Genomic DNA, 16725 nt, shown 5'->3' with positions numbered 1-16725 from the left:
GTACACATTAATGATAACGGGTGATGAATTATCTGCACGGCAGCGGTGTAAGAGATGTGAAGCCGATGTGTGGGGTGGGTGAGATTCAGATTAATCCCGCAGAGGTAAGTAAGTGGTAATAACAGGCTAATTTGTAACAATGACAGCTCACGGCCAGCATATTACCGAAGCTTGCCCCGCCATATCCCATAAAAAAACCCGCCTATTAAGGCGGGCTTTATCAACAAACTGTTTTACTGAAGGTAACGCGCAGTAATTACTGGCCTTTCACTTCTTTCAGACCGTTGAATGGTGCGCGGTCACCCAGCGCTTCCTCAATCCGAATAAGCTGGTTGTATTTAGCAACACGGTCAGAACGGCTCATTGAACCAGTTTTGATTTGGCCTGCTGCGGTACCTACTGCCAGGTCGGCAATGGTAGCATCTTCGGTTTCGCCTGAACGGTGAGAGATAACCGCGGTGTAACCTGCATCTTTCGCCATCTTGATAGCAGCCAGAGTTTCGGTCAGAGAACCGATCTGGTTGAATTTGATCAAGATAGAGTTAGCAACACCTTTCTCGATACCTTCTTTCAGGATCTTGGTGTTGGTTACAAACAGGTCGTCACCAACCAGCTGAATTTTGTCGCCCAGAACTTCGGTCTGGTATTTGAAGCCAGCCCAGTCAGATTCGTCCAAGCCATCTTCGATGGAGACGATTGGGTACTGTTTGGTCAGGTCTTCCAGGAAGTGAGTGAACTCTTCAGAAGTGAACGCTTTATTGCCTTCACCAGCCAGAACATATTTGCCATCTTTGTAGAACTCAGATGCCGCACAGTCCATAGCCAGAGTAACGTCTTTGCCCAACACGTAGCCTGCTTGTTTTACCGCTTCAGCGATAACAGCCAGTGCTTCGGCGTTAGAACCCAGATTTGGTGCATAACCGCCTTCGTCGCCTACCGCAGTGCTCATGCCTTTAGACTTCAGAACTTTAGCCAAAGTATGGAACACTTCTGAACCGATGCGAACCGCTTCTTTCAGAGTTTTCGCGCCTACTGGCTGAATCATAAACTCTTGAATATCAACGTTGTTATCAGCATGTTCGCCGCCGTTGATGATGTTCATCATAGGCAGTGGCATAGAGAATTTGCCTGGGGTGCCGTTCAGTTCAGCAATGTGCTCGTACAAAGGCATGCCTTTAGACGCTGCTGCTGCTTTCGCTGCTGCCAGAGAAACAGCCAGGATGGCGTTAGCACCAAACTGGGATTTGTTCTCAGTACCATCCAGATCGATCATGATTTTATCGATGTTAGCCTGGTCTTTAGCATCTTTACCCATAACTGCCTGAGCAATTGGGCCATTTACTGCTGCAACGGCTTTCAGAACGCCTTTGCCCAGGAAACGGGATTTGTCACCGTCACGCAGTTCCAGTGCTTCACGGGAACCGGTAGAAGCACCTGATGGTGCCGCAGCCAAACCAACAAAACCGCCTTCCAGATGAACTTCAGCTTCTACAGTTGGGTTACCACGGGAGTCGATGATTTCGCGACCGATGACTTTAACGATTTTGGACATTAGATTTTCCTCAGTACAAGTTAAACTAAAACTCCAGACAGAGGGGGCGACATCACTGCCGCCCCTTCTACCAAATATTTTATTTCACCTGGCGCTTCTGATAATCACCAGCCGCTTTAACAAAGCCGGCGAACAACGGGTGACCATCACGTGGCGTCGAAGTAAATTCTGGATGGAACTGACAAGCTACAAACCACGGGTGGTTTGGTAACTCAATAATTTCCACCAGTTTGTTATCCGCAGAACGCCCTGCTACACGTAACCCGGCGGATTCAATCTGCTTCAACAACATGTTGTTTACTTCATAGCGATGACGATGGCGCTCAACGATGGTAGGTTCGCCATACATCTGACGTACCAGGCTACCTTCGGTCAGGTGACATTGTTGCCCACCCACCCGCATGGTACCGCCCAAATCGCTCTCTTCCGTGCGTACTTCAACGTTGCCGTCTTCATCACGCCATTCGGTGATTAATGCAACCACCGGATACTTACAGTCTGGCACAAATTCGGTGGAGTTTGCGTTTTCCATCCCCGCTACGTTGCGGGCAAACTCCATCAGTGCAACTTGCATACCCAGGCAAATACCCAGATAAGGAATATTGTGTTCACGGGCATAACGCGCTGCCAGAACCTTGCCTTCCACACCACGGTAACCAAAGCCACCTGGGATCAGAATAGCATCCAGTCCTTTCAGCATCTCTTCGCCGCGTGTCTCAACATCTTGCGAATCAATCAGCTTGATGTTCACAGTCAGGCGATTTTTCAGCCCACCGTGTTTGAGTGCTTCAATCACAGATTTATAAGCATCCGGCAATTCTACGTATTTACCGATCATCCCGATGGTCACTTCGCCACCTGGATTCGACTCTTCGTATAATACCTGTTCCCATTCAGCAAGATTTGCTTCAGGACAAGTTAAGCTGAATCGTTTACAAATATAATCGTCAAGGCCCTGTGATTTCAATAGCCCTGGGATTTTATAAATGGAATCAACATCTTTTAGGGAGATAACCGCTTTTTCTGGCACATTACAGAACAAGGCAATTTTGGCCCGTTCATTAGCAGGAACTGCGCGATCAGAACGGCATATCAGCACATCTGGCTGAATACCTATGGAAAGTAGCTCTTTTACCGAATGTTGCGTTGGCTTAGTTTTCACTTCACCGGCAGCTGCCAAGTAAGGAACCAACGTCAGATGCATATAAAGCGTGTGCTCGCGGCCAACATCAACTGCCATCTGGCGAATAGCTTCCAGGAATGGCAAGGATTCGATATCGCCCACGGTGCCACCAATTTCAACCAAAACCACATCGTGGCCTTCGCCGCCTTCGATGATGCGCTCTTTGATAGCATTGGTAATATGAGGGATAACCTGGATAGTCGCACCCAGATAGTCGCCACGGCGTTCTTTACGCAGAACTTCAGAATAGATACGGCCAGTGGTGAAGTTGTTACGACGGGTCATTTTGGTGCGAATGAAACGCTCGTAATGCCCTAAATCCAGATCGGTTTCAGCACCATCTTCGGTGACGAAAACTTCCCCGTGTTGAGTCGGGCTCATGGTGCCCGGATCCACGTTGATGTACGGGTCCAGTTTCATGATGGTAACGTTGAGGCCACGGGCTTCAAGTATAGCCGCCAGAGAGGCTGCGGCAATGCCTTTACCCAGAGAGGATACGACCCCGCCGGTCACAAAAATATAATTAGTTGTCATGCTGAACCTGAGAGTTTAGGTTTAAAGACGATGGAAGAACCAAGACGGGAAAGTAGTATACTCGAACCTTGGTTTCGCTACAAACTATCTCCGCGCCAGTGGCCATTTTCGCTACCAAAACCGCACGGAACATCGTCTTGCTATCCGTTATAATTCAATATATTAACGTAATTAAAATCCAACAACCATCCGCCAAATGAATTAAAACACCTTAAATTTCAGTTTCTTGCTTTTTAACTTGCTGCCAGGCGGCTTCCATTTCTTCCAGCGTCGCGCTCTCCATGCTCTTCCCTGATGCCATAACTATTTGTTCTACCTGACGAAAACGACGTTCAAACTTGCGGTTAGCTGCCTGTAAGGCATTTTCAGCTTTATGGCCTAAATGACGAGATAAGTTAACCGTAGCAAACAGCAAATCGCCAATTTCTTCCCCCAGTTTTTCTTCATCCACCACCGCTTGGCGAGCTTCGAACATCACTTCATCGATCTCTTCATAGACTTTGTCCAAAACCGGACCAAGTGTGTCCCAATCAAAACCAACCACTGCGCAGCGCTTTTGGATTTTATGGGCTTTCATCAATGCTGGTAGTGCATCGGGAATATCATCCAGTGCCGAATACAGGGCTTTCTCCGCTCTTTCCTCGGCTTTACGCGATTCCCAACCCGCCAGCGCCGCTTCACTGCCAATCGCTACGTCAGTGGCGTTTAGCGCAGCATTAGGGAATACATGCGGGTGACGACGCTCCAGTTTGTCGCTGATGGCATGACAAACATCATCAAACGCAAACAACCCCTGTTCCTGCCCCATTTGGGCATAAAACACCACCTGAAACAGCAAATCGCCCAGTTCATCACGTAAATCATCAAAATCCTTGCGCTGAATCGCGTCAAGCACCTCATAGGTTTCTTCTAATGTATAGGGAGCGATGGTGTCAAACGTCTGTTTACGATCCCACGGACAGCCGTGCTCCGGGTCACGCAAGGTACGCATAATATCCAACAAACGTTGCAGAGCTAAGGCGGTGATATCAGGGGTAGTTACTGGCTGGGTCATCTCAATTTATTCACTTTTTTGCTGTTTAAAATTCGAGGCGTAGCGAGCGCAGGCAGATTGATTGCGGCCAGCGCACAGCCCCCGGAGCGTACACGCAGTACGTGAGGAGGGCGAGCACTGCCCAATATCAATATGCCAAAGCGCAGTAGCCGTCCAGATCAAAAACTTAATTGCCGTGGAGCCGACGGGCATCTATCACATCCGGCAACTGATTCAGCTTGGCTAACACCCTGCCCAGCACCTGCAAGTTGTAAATCTCGATATCCATATCGATGGTAGCGAGCATCTTTTTAGTATCGCTGCGGCTGGCAACCCCTAATACATTGACCTTTTCGTTCGCCAGTATGGTGGTGATATCACGTAACAAGCCACTGCGATCATTGGCGGTCACCCGCACTACTAATGAATAGCCACTGGAGTAGCTTTCACCCCAAACCGCATCAACAATCCGCTCTGGTGCATGAGACTGCAATTCAGCCAGTTGTTCACAATCAGCACGATGAATGGATATCCCCCGCCCCTGGGTAATAAAACCAATAATCTCATCACCGGGAATCGGTTGGCAGCAACGGGCAATATGGTGCATCAGATTGCCAACACCTTCGACCACAATGCGCCCGCTGTCTTTGCTGGCGTTGCGTGGTGGTGGCTGATGCTTATTATTCAGATGGCGCAATGCCTCTAAATCAGCCTCTTCCGCTGTTGGCTTGTTCAGCTTGCCTTGCAGGAAGTTGACCATCTGATTCAGACGAATATCACCACCGCCAATGGCCGCCAACACTTCATCCATCGAATTCATGTTATAGCGCGGAACTAGCAGCTTCTCAGCCTCTTTTAGGCTGATATCCATATGTTCCAATTCGTTGTCCAGCATCTGCCGGCCAGCAAGAATATTCTTGTCTCTATCTTGTTTTCTAAACCAGTTATGGATCTTGGATCGCCCACGACTGGTAGTGACATAACCGAGGTTAGGATTCAGCCAGTCACGGCTTGGGTTGGGTTGCTTCTGGGTGATAATTTCAATCTGATCACCCATCTGTAACTGATAGGTAAACGGCACAATTCGGCCACTGATTTTAGCACCTATGCAGCGGTGCCCCACATCACTGTGAATATGATAAGCAAAGTCGAGTGGGGTAGAACCGGCAGGCAAATCAATAACATCGCCTTTCGGGGTAAACACATAGACCCGGTCGTCAAATACCTGACTGCGCACTTCATCCAGCATCTCGCCAGAATCTGCCATCTCTTCCTGCCAGGCAATCAGCTTACGTAACCAGGCAATGCGCCCTTCATAGCCAGAACGCCCCGCCGCCACAGCACCTTCTTTGTACTTCCAGTGGGCGGCAACCCCCAATTCAGCATCTTCATGCATCTGGCGGGTACGAATCTGAATCTCCAGCGTTTTCCCACGCGGCCCGAGGACTACAGTATGAATTGACTGATAGCCATTGGGTTTAGGGTTAGCGACGTAATCATCAAACTCATCAGGCAAATGACGGAAATGAGTATGCACAATCCCCAATGCGGCATAGCAGTCCTGCAAACGCTCGACGACCACTCGCACAGCGCGCACATCGAATAACTCATCGAAGGCCAACGACTTTTTCTGCATCTTGCGCCAAATACTGTAGATATGCTTTGGTCGGCCATAAATATCAGCTTTGATACCTTCATCCGCCATTGCTTTGTGCAATGAAGCGACAAAATCATCAATGAATTGTTCACGATCAATACGACGCTCATGAAGCAATTTAGCAATTTGTTTATATTCATCGGGATGCAGATAGCGGAAGCAGAAGTCTTCCAACTCCCACTTAATCTGGCCAATACCCAAGCGGTTAGCCAGCGGGGCATAAATATTGGAACACTCTTTGGCCGCCAGCACGCGTTCGTCTTCCGGTGCATCTTTCACTTCACGCAAATGAGCAATACGCTCAGCCAGTTTGATGACCACGCAGCGAAAATCTTCCACCATCGCCAGCAGCATACGGCGCACGTTATCCACTTGCTCAGAGCTCATGGAGTCGTTGTGAGTCGCTTTTAATTGGCGGATAGCGTCCATGTCACGCACGCCATGCACCAAATAGGTGATACCCTTGCCAAATTGCTCAGTCAGGGTGGTTTCATCCACCACATTGGCATCCACCAGCGGGAACAGTAGCGCCGCGCGCATACTGTCGTTATCCATGCTCAGAGTGGAAAGAATCTCAACCATTTCAAGACCGCGCCACAACAATAACGAGGCATCAGGATGGTTTTGCGTCTGTTGCTCACAGTAACGCCAGGTTTCGGCCAATCGCTCACCTGACTGCGGATTAGGAAGCCCCAAGCTGGCGATCCAGTCGTCGAGAGCAAACTCACCCGCCGGATTCAAATGTGCACTTCGTACCGCAACCATAACTTCTCCCTACTTTGCGACCCCTGGCTCCTGCATGAACAGCGCCATAGATTCAAGATGCCCGGTGTGGGGAAACATATCCAACATTCGCACCTGAGCAAGACGGTAACCGGCGGCTAACAACACCTGACTATCCCGTGCCAGCGTAGTGGGATTACACGAAACATACACCACCCGCTTTGGCGCCAGTTTGACTATATGTGACATCACCCCGGCAGCACCTGCGCGAGCGGGGTCTAATAATACTTTATCGAATCCTTGTATCGCCCACGGCTGACGACTGATATCGGATTCCAGATTTTCATGAAAAAATGACACGTTGGCTAATGCATTGTTCTGCGCATTATACTGCCCATTCGCCACCAGCTCCGCAACTCCTTCCACCCCGACAACTTCACGCGCACGCTTTGCTAGCGGCAATGTAAAATTACCCATACCGCAGAAGAGATCCAGTACCCGCTCGTCAGGTTGTACATCAAGCCATGCCAGAGCCTGAGCCACCATTTGTTGGTTGACCGTATCATTGACCTGAATAAAATCCCGTGGATGAAATGCTAAGCGTAGACCGTCTATCTGGTAATAGGGGTCCTCACCAAAGAGTTTTTCCAGATTCTCGCTGTCGGCAGCCAGATAAACGGCAACCCCCTCCCGCAGAGCAAAATCTATAAGCGCTGCACGATCTACCTCATTAAGGGTATCAAGGTGGCGTAAAACCAGCAACGGCCCATTATCAGCCAGTACCAGTTCCACATGCCCTAACCGGCGCACAGCCTGTAAGGCAGATAAACATTGATAGAGCGGATGTAGCAGGCGCTCCAATTCAGGCCGCAGGACGGGACAATGTTTTATGCTAACCAAGTCGTGAGATTCAGTTTGATGGAAGCCCATTTGTAATCGCTGCTGTTTTGGCTGATAGAGCAACCCCAACCTCGCCCGCCGCCGATAACCATACTCTGGCCCACAGATAACCGAGTCTAATGCAGGGCAGCCCCCCGTTGCCTGCACCAGCAGTCGCCTGAGCGAATCTACTTTGCTATCTTGTTGCAATTGGCTACAAGCGTGCTGCTGCTGACAGCCTCCACAAATTCCAAAGTGAGGGCAAGGAGGAGCCACTCTTTCGCTACATTGGTTCAACAAACGTTTAAGTTTACCGCGACCATACTGGCGTTTTTGCTCGATCAGCTCAATTTCAGCTTGCTCTCCCGGTAGAACCCCGGGGATAAAAATAGCTTTGCCTTTATCGCGTGCAACCCCCTGACCAAAGGGATCAAGAGAATTTACTGTCACAGTTATCGTTTGTCGGGTCGTCACACGTCGGTTTGGAGAGTAGAATTGCGCCATATTGATTGATCAAGCACTGGTTTTGTAAGCTGCCGATTCTCCCACATTGGAATACCATGACCAAATACAGTCTTCGCGCGCGCATGATGATTTTAATCCTGGCCCCCACGCTGCTTCTTGGGCTGTTACTCAGTACTTCCTTTATGGTAAATCGTTATAATGAGCTTCAAAAACAAATAGTTAATGCAGGCACTAATATTATCGAACCGTTGGCGGTTGCCAGTGAATATGGCATGACCTTTCGCAACCGCGATACTGTCCGTCAGTTGATTAACCTGCTTCATCGCCGTCACTCGAATATTGTTCGGTCAATATCCGTTTTCGACGCAGATAACAATCTTTTTGTCACATCTAACTATAATTACAATTCCTCACAATTAAGGTTACCTAAAGGTGATTCTATCCCTGAGTCGCTGATGCTCTCTTATCGCGGCGACTCGCTGATTATGCGAATGCCTATTGTCTCTGAATCCAACTTATCCAGTGACAGAGTCTCGGATTCGGATATAACCCATCAGCCACTAGGCTATATCGCCATAGATTTGGATTTACAATCGGTGCGTTTGCAGCAATACAAAGAGATCTTTATTTCAACCCTGCTGTTGCTGTTTTGCATGTGTGTAGCGATTTTGTTTGCTTATCGTTTGATGCGCGATGTTACCGGCCCAATCCGTAACATGGTGAATGCTGTTGACCGTATTCGTCGAGGGCAATTGGATAGCCGGGTCGAAGGACATATGCTCGGCGAGCTGAATATTCTGAAAAATGGTATCAATTCGATGGCGATGTCGTTGGCGGCCTATCACGAAGATATGCAGCAAAATATCGATCAAGCGACATCTGATTTACGCGAAACACTGGAACAGATGGAGATACAAAATGTTGAGCTGGGGCTGGCAAAAAAGCGGGCACAGGAAGCGGCACGCATTAAGTCGGAGTTTCTGGCTAACATGTCTCACGAGCTACGAACTCCGCTAAATGGTGTCATTGGTTTTACGCGCCAAACGTTGAAAACTTCGCTAACCCCCACACAAACTGACTATTTGCAGACTATCCAACGTTCAGCCAACAACCTGTTATGCATCATTAATGATGTTCTCGACTTCTCCAAACTGGAGGCCGAAAAACTCATTCTTGAACACATTCCCTTCCCACTACGTGGTGCACTGGATGAAGTCATTATCTTACTGGCACACACCGCACATGAGAAAGGGCTGGAGCTGACACTGCATGTTAATAATGATGTCCCCGAGCAGGTAGTCGGGGATGCGATGCGTTTGCAGCAAATTGTCACGAACTTGCTCGGTAATGCGATTAAATTCACCGAACAGGGCAATATCGATATTCTGGTTGCTGTGCAGGCGAAGACAGCACAACAAGTCACTCTGGTAGTAGAGATTCACGATACGGGCATTGGTATTTCTGAATCCCAACAGGCTCAGCTATTCCAGGCTTTTCGTCAGGCGGATGCCAGTATCTCGCGTCGACACGGAGGGACCGGCCTTGGATTGGTCATTACCGAAAGATTGGTCAAAGAGATGGGGGGCGATATTAGCTTTCACAGCCAAGTAGATCGCGGCTCAACCTTTAGGTTCCATCTCACACTGGATCTTAACGAAACCCTCTCTTATCGCCATCCTGATATGTCGTACTTAGAGGGGAAAACACTCGCCTATGTTGAGCGCAATACTTGTGCAGCAAGGGCCGCGCTAGATATTCTGAGTGTCACGCCCTTGCAGGTCACTCATAGCCCGACGTTAGCGCAATTACCGCGCCAACATTATGATTTCCTGCTGGTGGGGGTACCCATTCCGTTCCGTAATGATATGGCGGTTCATCAAGATAAACTGGTAGCGGCGCTGAAAATTTCCGAGCGCGTAATTCTGGCTCTACCAAGCCAGTCACAGGTGGAGGCTGAGCAACTTAAACAGCTCGGTGCCAAAGCATGTCTGGTCAAACCTTTGTCATCGAATAGATTGATTCCATTGCTGTTATCTGAAGAACCTCACAGTGAATTACCCGTAGTGGAGCAAGCGGACAAGTTGGCTAAATTACCGTTTAAGGTAATGGCAGTTGACGACAATCCAGCTAACCTAAAACTCATTGGCACCCTGCTTGAAGAACAGGTCGAAGAGACCGTGTTGTGTGACAGTGGCGCGAAAGCCATTGCCTATGCCCGAGAAAACACGCTGGATATCATCTTAATGGATATTCAAATGCCTGAAATTGATGGTATCCGTGCCAGCGAAGTCATTCATCAGATGTCCCATCATCTGGATACCCCCATTATTGCAGTCACCGCCCACGCCGTAAGAGGCCAGCAAGAACAGTTGTTAAAACTGGGGATGGCTGACTATCTGGCAAAACCGATTGATGAAGCTCGATTAATTCAGGCACTTTCCCGCTTTCAGCATGATAGTTCAGCCCCCCTTCTGGTGCAGGCTGCTCACTTGCCGGTACTTCAATCTGAATGTGACGGGGCGATAGATTGGCCACTGGCAGTCAGGCAAGCAGCCAATAAAGAGGCTCTCGCCAGAGACCTGTTAACTATGTTATTAGAATTTATGCCGCAAGTGATAGGTCGCGTGCAGGCTATATTGGCAGGTAGTCATGACAACGATATTCTGAACCTAATTCATAAGTTCCATGGCAGTTGTGCATGTAGCGGTGTGCCGCGACTGAAGCAATTGTGCATGACAATTGAGCAGCAATTGCGCATGACAATTGAGCAGCAATTGCGCCAGCAAACAGATTTACAAGGCTTGCAACCTGAATGGCTTGAATTATTAGATGAGATAGAGAATGTTCGCTATGCTGCCAAAAGCTATTTAGGTACTGCTTAGCACACCCCCGCTTCAACATAAAAAAAGGGCACAGTCATAATGAACTGCGCCCTTTTGGCGTTATTAATGCCGATTACTGCATTAATAAATAGAGTGAAGTGTCACCACGCTGAATATTCAGCGCCAGCACTGATGGTTTGGTATCGAGAATCTTCCGCAGCTCACCCAGATTTTGAACTGACTGCTGGTTAATCCCCATGATGATATCGCCTTTTTTCAGGCCAATACGTGCAGCGGCAGTGCCGGCTTTCACGCTATCAACTTTCACACCTTTTTTACCATTAACATCAGAGTTGCTCAGCTCCGCACCTTCAATTCCAGTATAGAGATTACCGGAATCAACCTGAGTTTGGCTGCTCTGCTCTAAGGTCACTTCCACATTGACAGGTTTACCGTCACGTAGCAGACCTAAGGTCATTTTACTGCCCACTGGCAGAGTACCAATCTCAGCACGGAAACCTGCGAAGCTATTGATTGCTTTACCATTCATGCTGACAATCACGTCACCAGCTTTGATCCCGGCTTTGGCCGCCGCAGATTTTGGCAAGACCTGACTGATAAAGGCACCTTTCTGTGCATCGACATTCATGGCTTTGGCCAGCTCAGAGTTCAGCTCGGTGCCCATAATGCCCAATTCACCACGTTTCACCTGACCAAATTCAACCATTTGAGATGTCAGGTTTTTCACCATGTTACTTGGGATAGCGAAACCAATACCGATGTTACCGCCATCTGGTGCCAGGATCGCAGTGTTGATACCAATCAGCTCACCGTTCAGGTTGATCAATGCGCCACCGGAGTTACCACGGTTAATCGCGGCATCAGTCTGGATAAAGTTTTCGTAGTTTTCCACGTTCAGACCACTGCGCCCCAAAGCAGACACGATACCGGATGTTACGGTTTCACCCAGACCATATGGGTTACCGATAGCAACGGTATAATCACCCACACGCAATTGATCAGAATCTGCGATTTTAATTGCAGTCAGATTTTTAAAATCTTTTAACTGCAATAACGCGATATCAGTTCGCGGATCTTTACCGATCACTTTTGCTTCATAGCTACGGCCATCGCTCAGTTTAACGCTGATTTTAGTCGCATTATCTACCACGTGGTTATTGGTAACGACATAACCTTTGGCAGCGTCAATAATGACACCTGAACCGAGCGCTCGGAAATCCTGCTTGCTAGGTGATCCCCCTTTGCCACCCTGCCCGCCCTGACACATCGGGGAGCCTTGGAACGGTGAACCGTCTTGACAGAACGGCGAGTCATCACCAAAGAACTGCTGGAACTGTGGTGGCACGCCACCAGCACCGGAGTTGCTAACCTGGGTGCTACCCTCCACGTTGATGCTCACAACAGAAGGCATCACTTTCTCTAGCATTGGCGCCAGGCTAGGGAGCTGCTGGCTGCTAGAAGAGGCCGTCTCTGCCGAAATAGCAGAAGAAACCGGCCCCATGGCTAAACCGATGCTCAATGCCAGTGCACTTAACACTAAAGTTGTTTTTTTCATGTATTCTGGTTCTCGCTGTACAATTAATAAGGGGTCAATAAATGGTATATATACCCAAAGAAATTGAAGTTGCGGCTAACAACCTAGCAGCTTCAGAGACAAAGGGTATAACTGACTTATATCCAAAATAATTGACGTAGCAGTCAGTGAGCAATCGCGCGAATCCTAATGAGCGAACTAAAGCTCAACGATAGGGATGGGTCGAGTAACGAAAGCCACTCACTACGCGGCAACGCCAAGAGAAGGATATAGCCGTCTTGCATAGTAAGATTAAATATGGGGGATGAAGTTCATAGAACCAATAATCGGAATAGTAAAAAATATTGTCCGTCTTTACAAAACTACAGTTAATTAAACGGACAACTCACTTTGCTTGGATACTATTCCGCAGCCATCAATCGCCGATATTCATCATAAGCATAAAGATCCGTCATCCCACTGATATAATCCTGAATTAAACGAGCACGATAATAATATTCATAGATCTCATGTTGTTCTGACGATAAATTACGTAACCGCTCTGTCGATTCCGCATAAGCCAAGCGATGCTTAGTAGACAATTTATGGAACAACCGCGTCTCAATAGGATACTGGCGGTGGCTGCCTTCTGCCACTAACTGTGTAAAGGCCGTTTGCGGCATAGATAATAATGGGCTGTAAATATCAAGTAGCCCACTAATAACTCTATATCCTTGTAATTCAAGCTGTTCTACTTCAGGATGATTAAACACATGTTTTACTGCCACCTTTTTAAAAATTTGCAGTAATTTACACGCAGGGCTGGAGTCTTCTAATAATGCCTGATTGAACGAGCCAGAAAATACCGTGGGTAAATTTTCAATAAACCGTTGTGCTGCATGGGGAACTAACTTCCCGACAGTATTTACCCGTAAATACATAAAGAATTGATCTTCCGAACTGCGCCGGCCTTGCCCGCGACCTAATTGCCGGAATGCGCCACCAACAACTTTATCAAACAAGTCGCCATGGGTAACTTCGCCCCACTCTTGCATCATATGATCATAAAGTTGTTCAACGCTGAAAATACTTTTTTCTACTGCATCTTCTAAGTCAGCAATACAATAAGAAATATCATCCGCAGCTTCCATAATATATGTCAGAGGGAAACGATTGAACTCTCCCATATTGAGTTCACGACGTAAATCTTTAACATAGTCTTCTTCAGCCAGATAAAACCCTGGTTTCTTCATCAAATAGTGATGAGAAGCAGGAATATCGCCTGACCAATACGCCGGTTTGGTATATTTAAGAATGCATCCTACCTGAGCATAAGTCAGATTCAGTTTTAATAAACTGTAAACCAACCGAATGGCTTGTGCGTTACCTTCAAACTGGCTTAGGTCATGGCGGATTTTACTGCGCAGGATATTAAGTTCTGTTTCCCCTTCCCGCAGCCTTAATGCATTAACCTGACAATGATCCTTACCACGAGGTTCCGCACCACCGCCGTTAGGGTCCATCTGTTTTGTAAACCAGTTATTGATAGCTGATTCACCAAAATGGCCAAAGGGAGGATTACCGATGTCATGCATCAGGCAAGCCATTTCCACTATGCTTTCAAAGGGATCAAGCAGCTTATCCAGCCCATAAGCTGTGATTTTTTTATCCTGCTTAAACCGATTAAGGATCTCTTTGGCAATATAACGCCCCACTTGTTGCACTTCCAGCGAGTGGGTTAAACGGCTACGAACAGCGGCATTACGTTCCAGTGGGAAGACCTGTGTTTTTTGCTGCAAACGCCGAATGGCGGCAGAATTCACAATCCGACCCCGATCACTTTCAAATACTCGGGTAATCTCATATTCATCTTCCGCCGAACTGGATTTACCAAACGGCCGCTGAAAACTGATTTTCTGCTTAAAGTCGATCCCGGACATGTTATCCCCCTGATCATTTAATATAAACAGTGATACCGACTCCCGCCAACAGATGCAATTGATTACGCATGAACTGCGGCACATTACGCATTATCTTTGCTGAGCTACCCGGATATCTCACTTAACTGATAAACTGTGCGTTGATAATTACAACCTAATCCACTCTTTAAAATCAGCGGGTATCCATATGAAAGTAGGCATTATTGGTGCGATGGAGCAAGAAGTTACGTTGCTGCGTGATAAAATTGAAAATCGCCAAACCTTGACACGAGCAGGTTGCGAAATTTACACCGGTAAACTCAATGGCGTTGATGTCGCATTACTAAAATCCGGCATTGGTAAAGTCTCTGCGGCCATGGGAACAACATTGCTGTTAGAGCATTGCCAGCCAGACGTGGTAATCAATACCGGCTCTGCGGGTGGTTTAGCCTCCAGTTTGAAAGTGGGTGATATCGTTGTTTCTAACGAAGTTCGCTATCACGATGCTGATGTGACCGCATTCGGCTATGAAGCAGGCCAAATGGCCGGTTGCCCTCCCGCTTTCATTGCTGATGCTGAGTTGATTGCACTGGCAGAAAGCTGCATTAATCAATTGAACTTACATGCAGTACGCGGCCTGATTTGCAGCGGCGATGCCTTTATTAATGGTTCAGCCCCCCTGGCCCGTATCCGCGCGGCCTTCCCGTCGGTGGCAGCAGTCGAGATGGAAGCCGCCGCTATCGGCCATGTTTGTCATCTGTTCAAGACACCTTTCGTTGTGGTTCGTGCGATTTCTGATGTGGCTGATCAGGAGTCTCATCTGAGCTTTGAAGAGTTCTTAGTGGTCGCCGCTCAGCAGTCGACGCTTATGATCGAAGCCATGTTAACCACACTGGCTAATCGCAATTAATGGTCCGTTCCCGTATTTTCTCCCTATCACGAGCAGCAATAACGTTGTTGCTCGGCCTGTTTTCGTTTGCCCTGTTTGCACCATACGCAGTGGCAGTAGAGCGGATTATCAGCTTATCCCCCAGCACCACTGAACTGGCTTATGCCGCGGGATTAGGCGATAAACTGGTTGCAGTAAGTGCTTACTCTGATTACCCGGAAGCGGCTAAAAAGCTTGAGCAAGTTGCATCCTGGCAAGGCGTGAATGTCGAACGTATTTTGGCATTAAAGCCAGACTTGATCCTCGCGTGGCGTGGCGGTAATCCACAACGCCCGCTTGATCAACTCGCCGCCTTTGGTATTCCAATTTTCTATTCTGATCCGGTAAATATTGATCAAATTGCTGGTGATCTGGATAAATTGGCGCAATACAGCCAGCATCCTGAACAGGCCCACCAAGCCGCAGCTCAACTCCGTCAGAAGGTTACTGAATTACGTCGCCACAATGTCCGTAACACGCCCTTGCGTACCTTTTTACAGTTTGGTACTCAGCCGCTGTTTACCAGCTCTGGGCATACGTTACAAAGTGAGGTTATTTCCTTGTGTGGTGGAGCAAATATTTTTGCTGGCAGTCGTGTTCCTTGGCCTCAAGTCAGTCGGGAACAAGTCATGACACGCCAACCACAGGTGATCGTAGTCAGCGGTGACCAGCCACAGGCTGATAATGTCAGAGCCTTCTGGCAACCTCAGCTTGCAATTCCTGTTATAACGCTGAATGAGGACTGGTTTAATCGTTCGGGTCCGCGTATCCTGCTGGCCGCTGAACAGTTGTGCCAACAAATGGCCAGCTTTCCATCCCCCGTGGCGGAGTCACATTAATGCTGGTTTATTGGCTGGATATTTTAGGTACTGCGGTATTTGCTATCTCTGGTGTATTGCTAGCGGGGAAGTTGCGTATGGACCCGTTTGGTGTGCTGGTTTTAGGGGTGGTGACGGCTGTCGGTGGGGGAACAATCCGCGATATGGCCTTGGCCAATGGCCCGGTTTTTTGGGTGAAAGATCCTACTGACTTAGTGGTTGCAATGGTGACCTGTCTGGCAACCATTTTGTTGGTGCGTCAACCTCGTCGAACACCTAAATGGATCCTGCCGGTGCTTGATGCTATTGGTCTGGCAGTATTCGTCGGTATCGGCGTCAATAAAGCCTTTGCGGCTGGTGCCAGCCCGTTAGTGGCTATCTGTATGGGTGTTATAACCGGAGTCGGCGGTGGGATTATCCGCGATGTATTAGCCCGCGAGATCCCAATGATCCTGCGCACTGAAATTTATGCTACCGCCTGCATTATTGGTGGTATCGTTCATGCTACCGCGTTCTATACTTTTGGTATGCCCTTACAACAAGCAATGATGCTGGGCATGGTGATTACGCTCGGTATCCGGCTTGCAGCTATCCGCTGGCGTTTAAAACTACCCACATTTGAAATAGAGCACTAATAGAGTGATTGGTCTAATTTGTATGATCTAAATCTTCAAGTTT

At 48.1% G+C, this 16725-nt stretch carries 11 protein-coding genes; 4 read left to right on the top strand and 7 right to left on the bottom strand.

What is annotated here, in order from left to right:
* Positions 1 to 256: 256 nt before the first annotated feature.
* The 5 genes from eno to rlmD form a co-directional block, all read right to left on the bottom strand.
* Entirely contained in the window at positions 257 to 1552 is a 1296-nt protein-coding gene (eno, locus tag ACWJJO_RS04130) for a phosphopyruvate hydratase (RefSeq protein WP_050086475.1), read from the bottom strand.
* 79 nt (positions 1553 to 1631) lie between these two features.
* Positions 1632 to 3269: a glutamine hydrolyzing CTP synthase gene (gene pyrG / locus ACWJJO_RS04125; RefSeq protein ID WP_083160421.1), complete on the bottom strand. Its 1638-nt coding sequence runs from the start codon at positions 3267 to 3269 to the stop codon at positions 1632 to 1634.
* Between the two features lie 211 nt (positions 3270 to 3480).
* Entirely contained in the window at positions 3481 to 4323 is an 843-nt protein-coding gene (gene mazG / locus ACWJJO_RS04120) for a nucleoside triphosphate pyrophosphohydrolase (RefSeq protein WP_083160423.1), read from the bottom strand.
* A gap of 166 nt (positions 4324 to 4489) precedes the next feature.
* On the bottom strand, positions 4490 to 6724 hold the full coding sequence (relA, locus tag ACWJJO_RS04115) for a GTP diphosphokinase (RefSeq protein ID WP_083160425.1): 2235 nt from the start codon (positions 6722 to 6724) through the stop codon (positions 4490 to 4492).
* Positions 6725 to 6733: 9 nt separating this feature from the next.
* Positions 6734 to 8065 carry a 23S rRNA (uracil(1939)-C(5))-methyltransferase RlmD gene (gene rlmD, locus ACWJJO_RS04110; protein ID WP_372568699.1) on the bottom strand — a complete coding sequence of 444 codons (1332 nt, stop codon included), beginning with the start codon at positions 8063 to 8065 and terminating at the stop codon, positions 6734 to 6736.
* A 56-nt stretch (positions 8066 to 8121) separates the two neighbouring features.
* Between rlmD and barA the strand changes: the two genes are divergently transcribed.
* Positions 8122 to 10908 (top strand): two-component sensor histidine kinase BarA, encoded by a 2787-nt coding sequence (gene barA / locus ACWJJO_RS04105; RefSeq protein ID WP_481090663.1) that lies wholly within the window; start codon positions 8122 to 8124, stop codon positions 10906 to 10908.
* A gap of 73 nt (positions 10909 to 10981) precedes the next feature.
* Here barA and degP read toward each other — a convergent pair whose 3' ends face one another.
* Together degP and dgt are read right to left on the bottom strand one after the other, a co-directional pair.
* A complete protein-coding gene (gene degP / locus ACWJJO_RS04100) occupies positions 10982 to 12424 on the bottom strand; it encodes a serine endoprotease DegP (protein WP_083160432.1) in 1443 nt (480 codons plus the stop codon).
* A gap of 380 nt (positions 12425 to 12804) precedes the next feature.
* Complete coding sequence (gene dgt / locus ACWJJO_RS04095) at positions 12805 to 14322, bottom strand: dGTPase (protein WP_481090662.1); 1518 nt, start codon at positions 14320 to 14322, stop codon at positions 12805 to 12807.
* 187 nt (positions 14323 to 14509) lie between these two features.
* On the opposite strand from dgt, the gene mtnN reads away from it, so the two are divergent.
* Genes mtnN through ACWJJO_RS04080 form a run of 3 tightly spaced genes read left to right on the top strand, consistent with a single transcriptional unit; the run spans position 14510 to position 16682 of the window.
* Positions 14510 to 15211, top strand: coding sequence for a 5'-methylthioadenosine/S-adenosylhomocysteine nucleosidase (gene mtnN / locus ACWJJO_RS04090; RefSeq protein WP_083160436.1), 702 nt, complete (start codon positions 14510 to 14512; stop codon positions 15209 to 15211).
* Entirely contained in the window at positions 15211 to 16068 is an 858-nt protein-coding gene (gene btuF, locus ACWJJO_RS04085) for a vitamin B12 ABC transporter substrate-binding protein BtuF (protein ID WP_481090661.1), read from the top strand. Before mtnN ends, btuF begins: the two co-directional genes overlap by 1 nt.
* Positions 16068 to 16682, top strand: a complete 615-nt coding sequence (locus ACWJJO_RS04080) for a TRIC cation channel family protein (RefSeq protein ID WP_019211026.1) — start codon at positions 16068 to 16070, stop codon at positions 16680 to 16682. The genes btuF and ACWJJO_RS04080 overlap by 1 nt, the downstream gene beginning before the upstream one ends.
* Positions 16683 to 16725 lie beyond the last annotated feature (43 nt).

The organism is Yersinia antarctica, from assembly GCF_056636475.1.
Note: the sequence above shows the minus strand (reverse complement) of the source record. Positions and strands in the feature narration are given on the sequence as shown.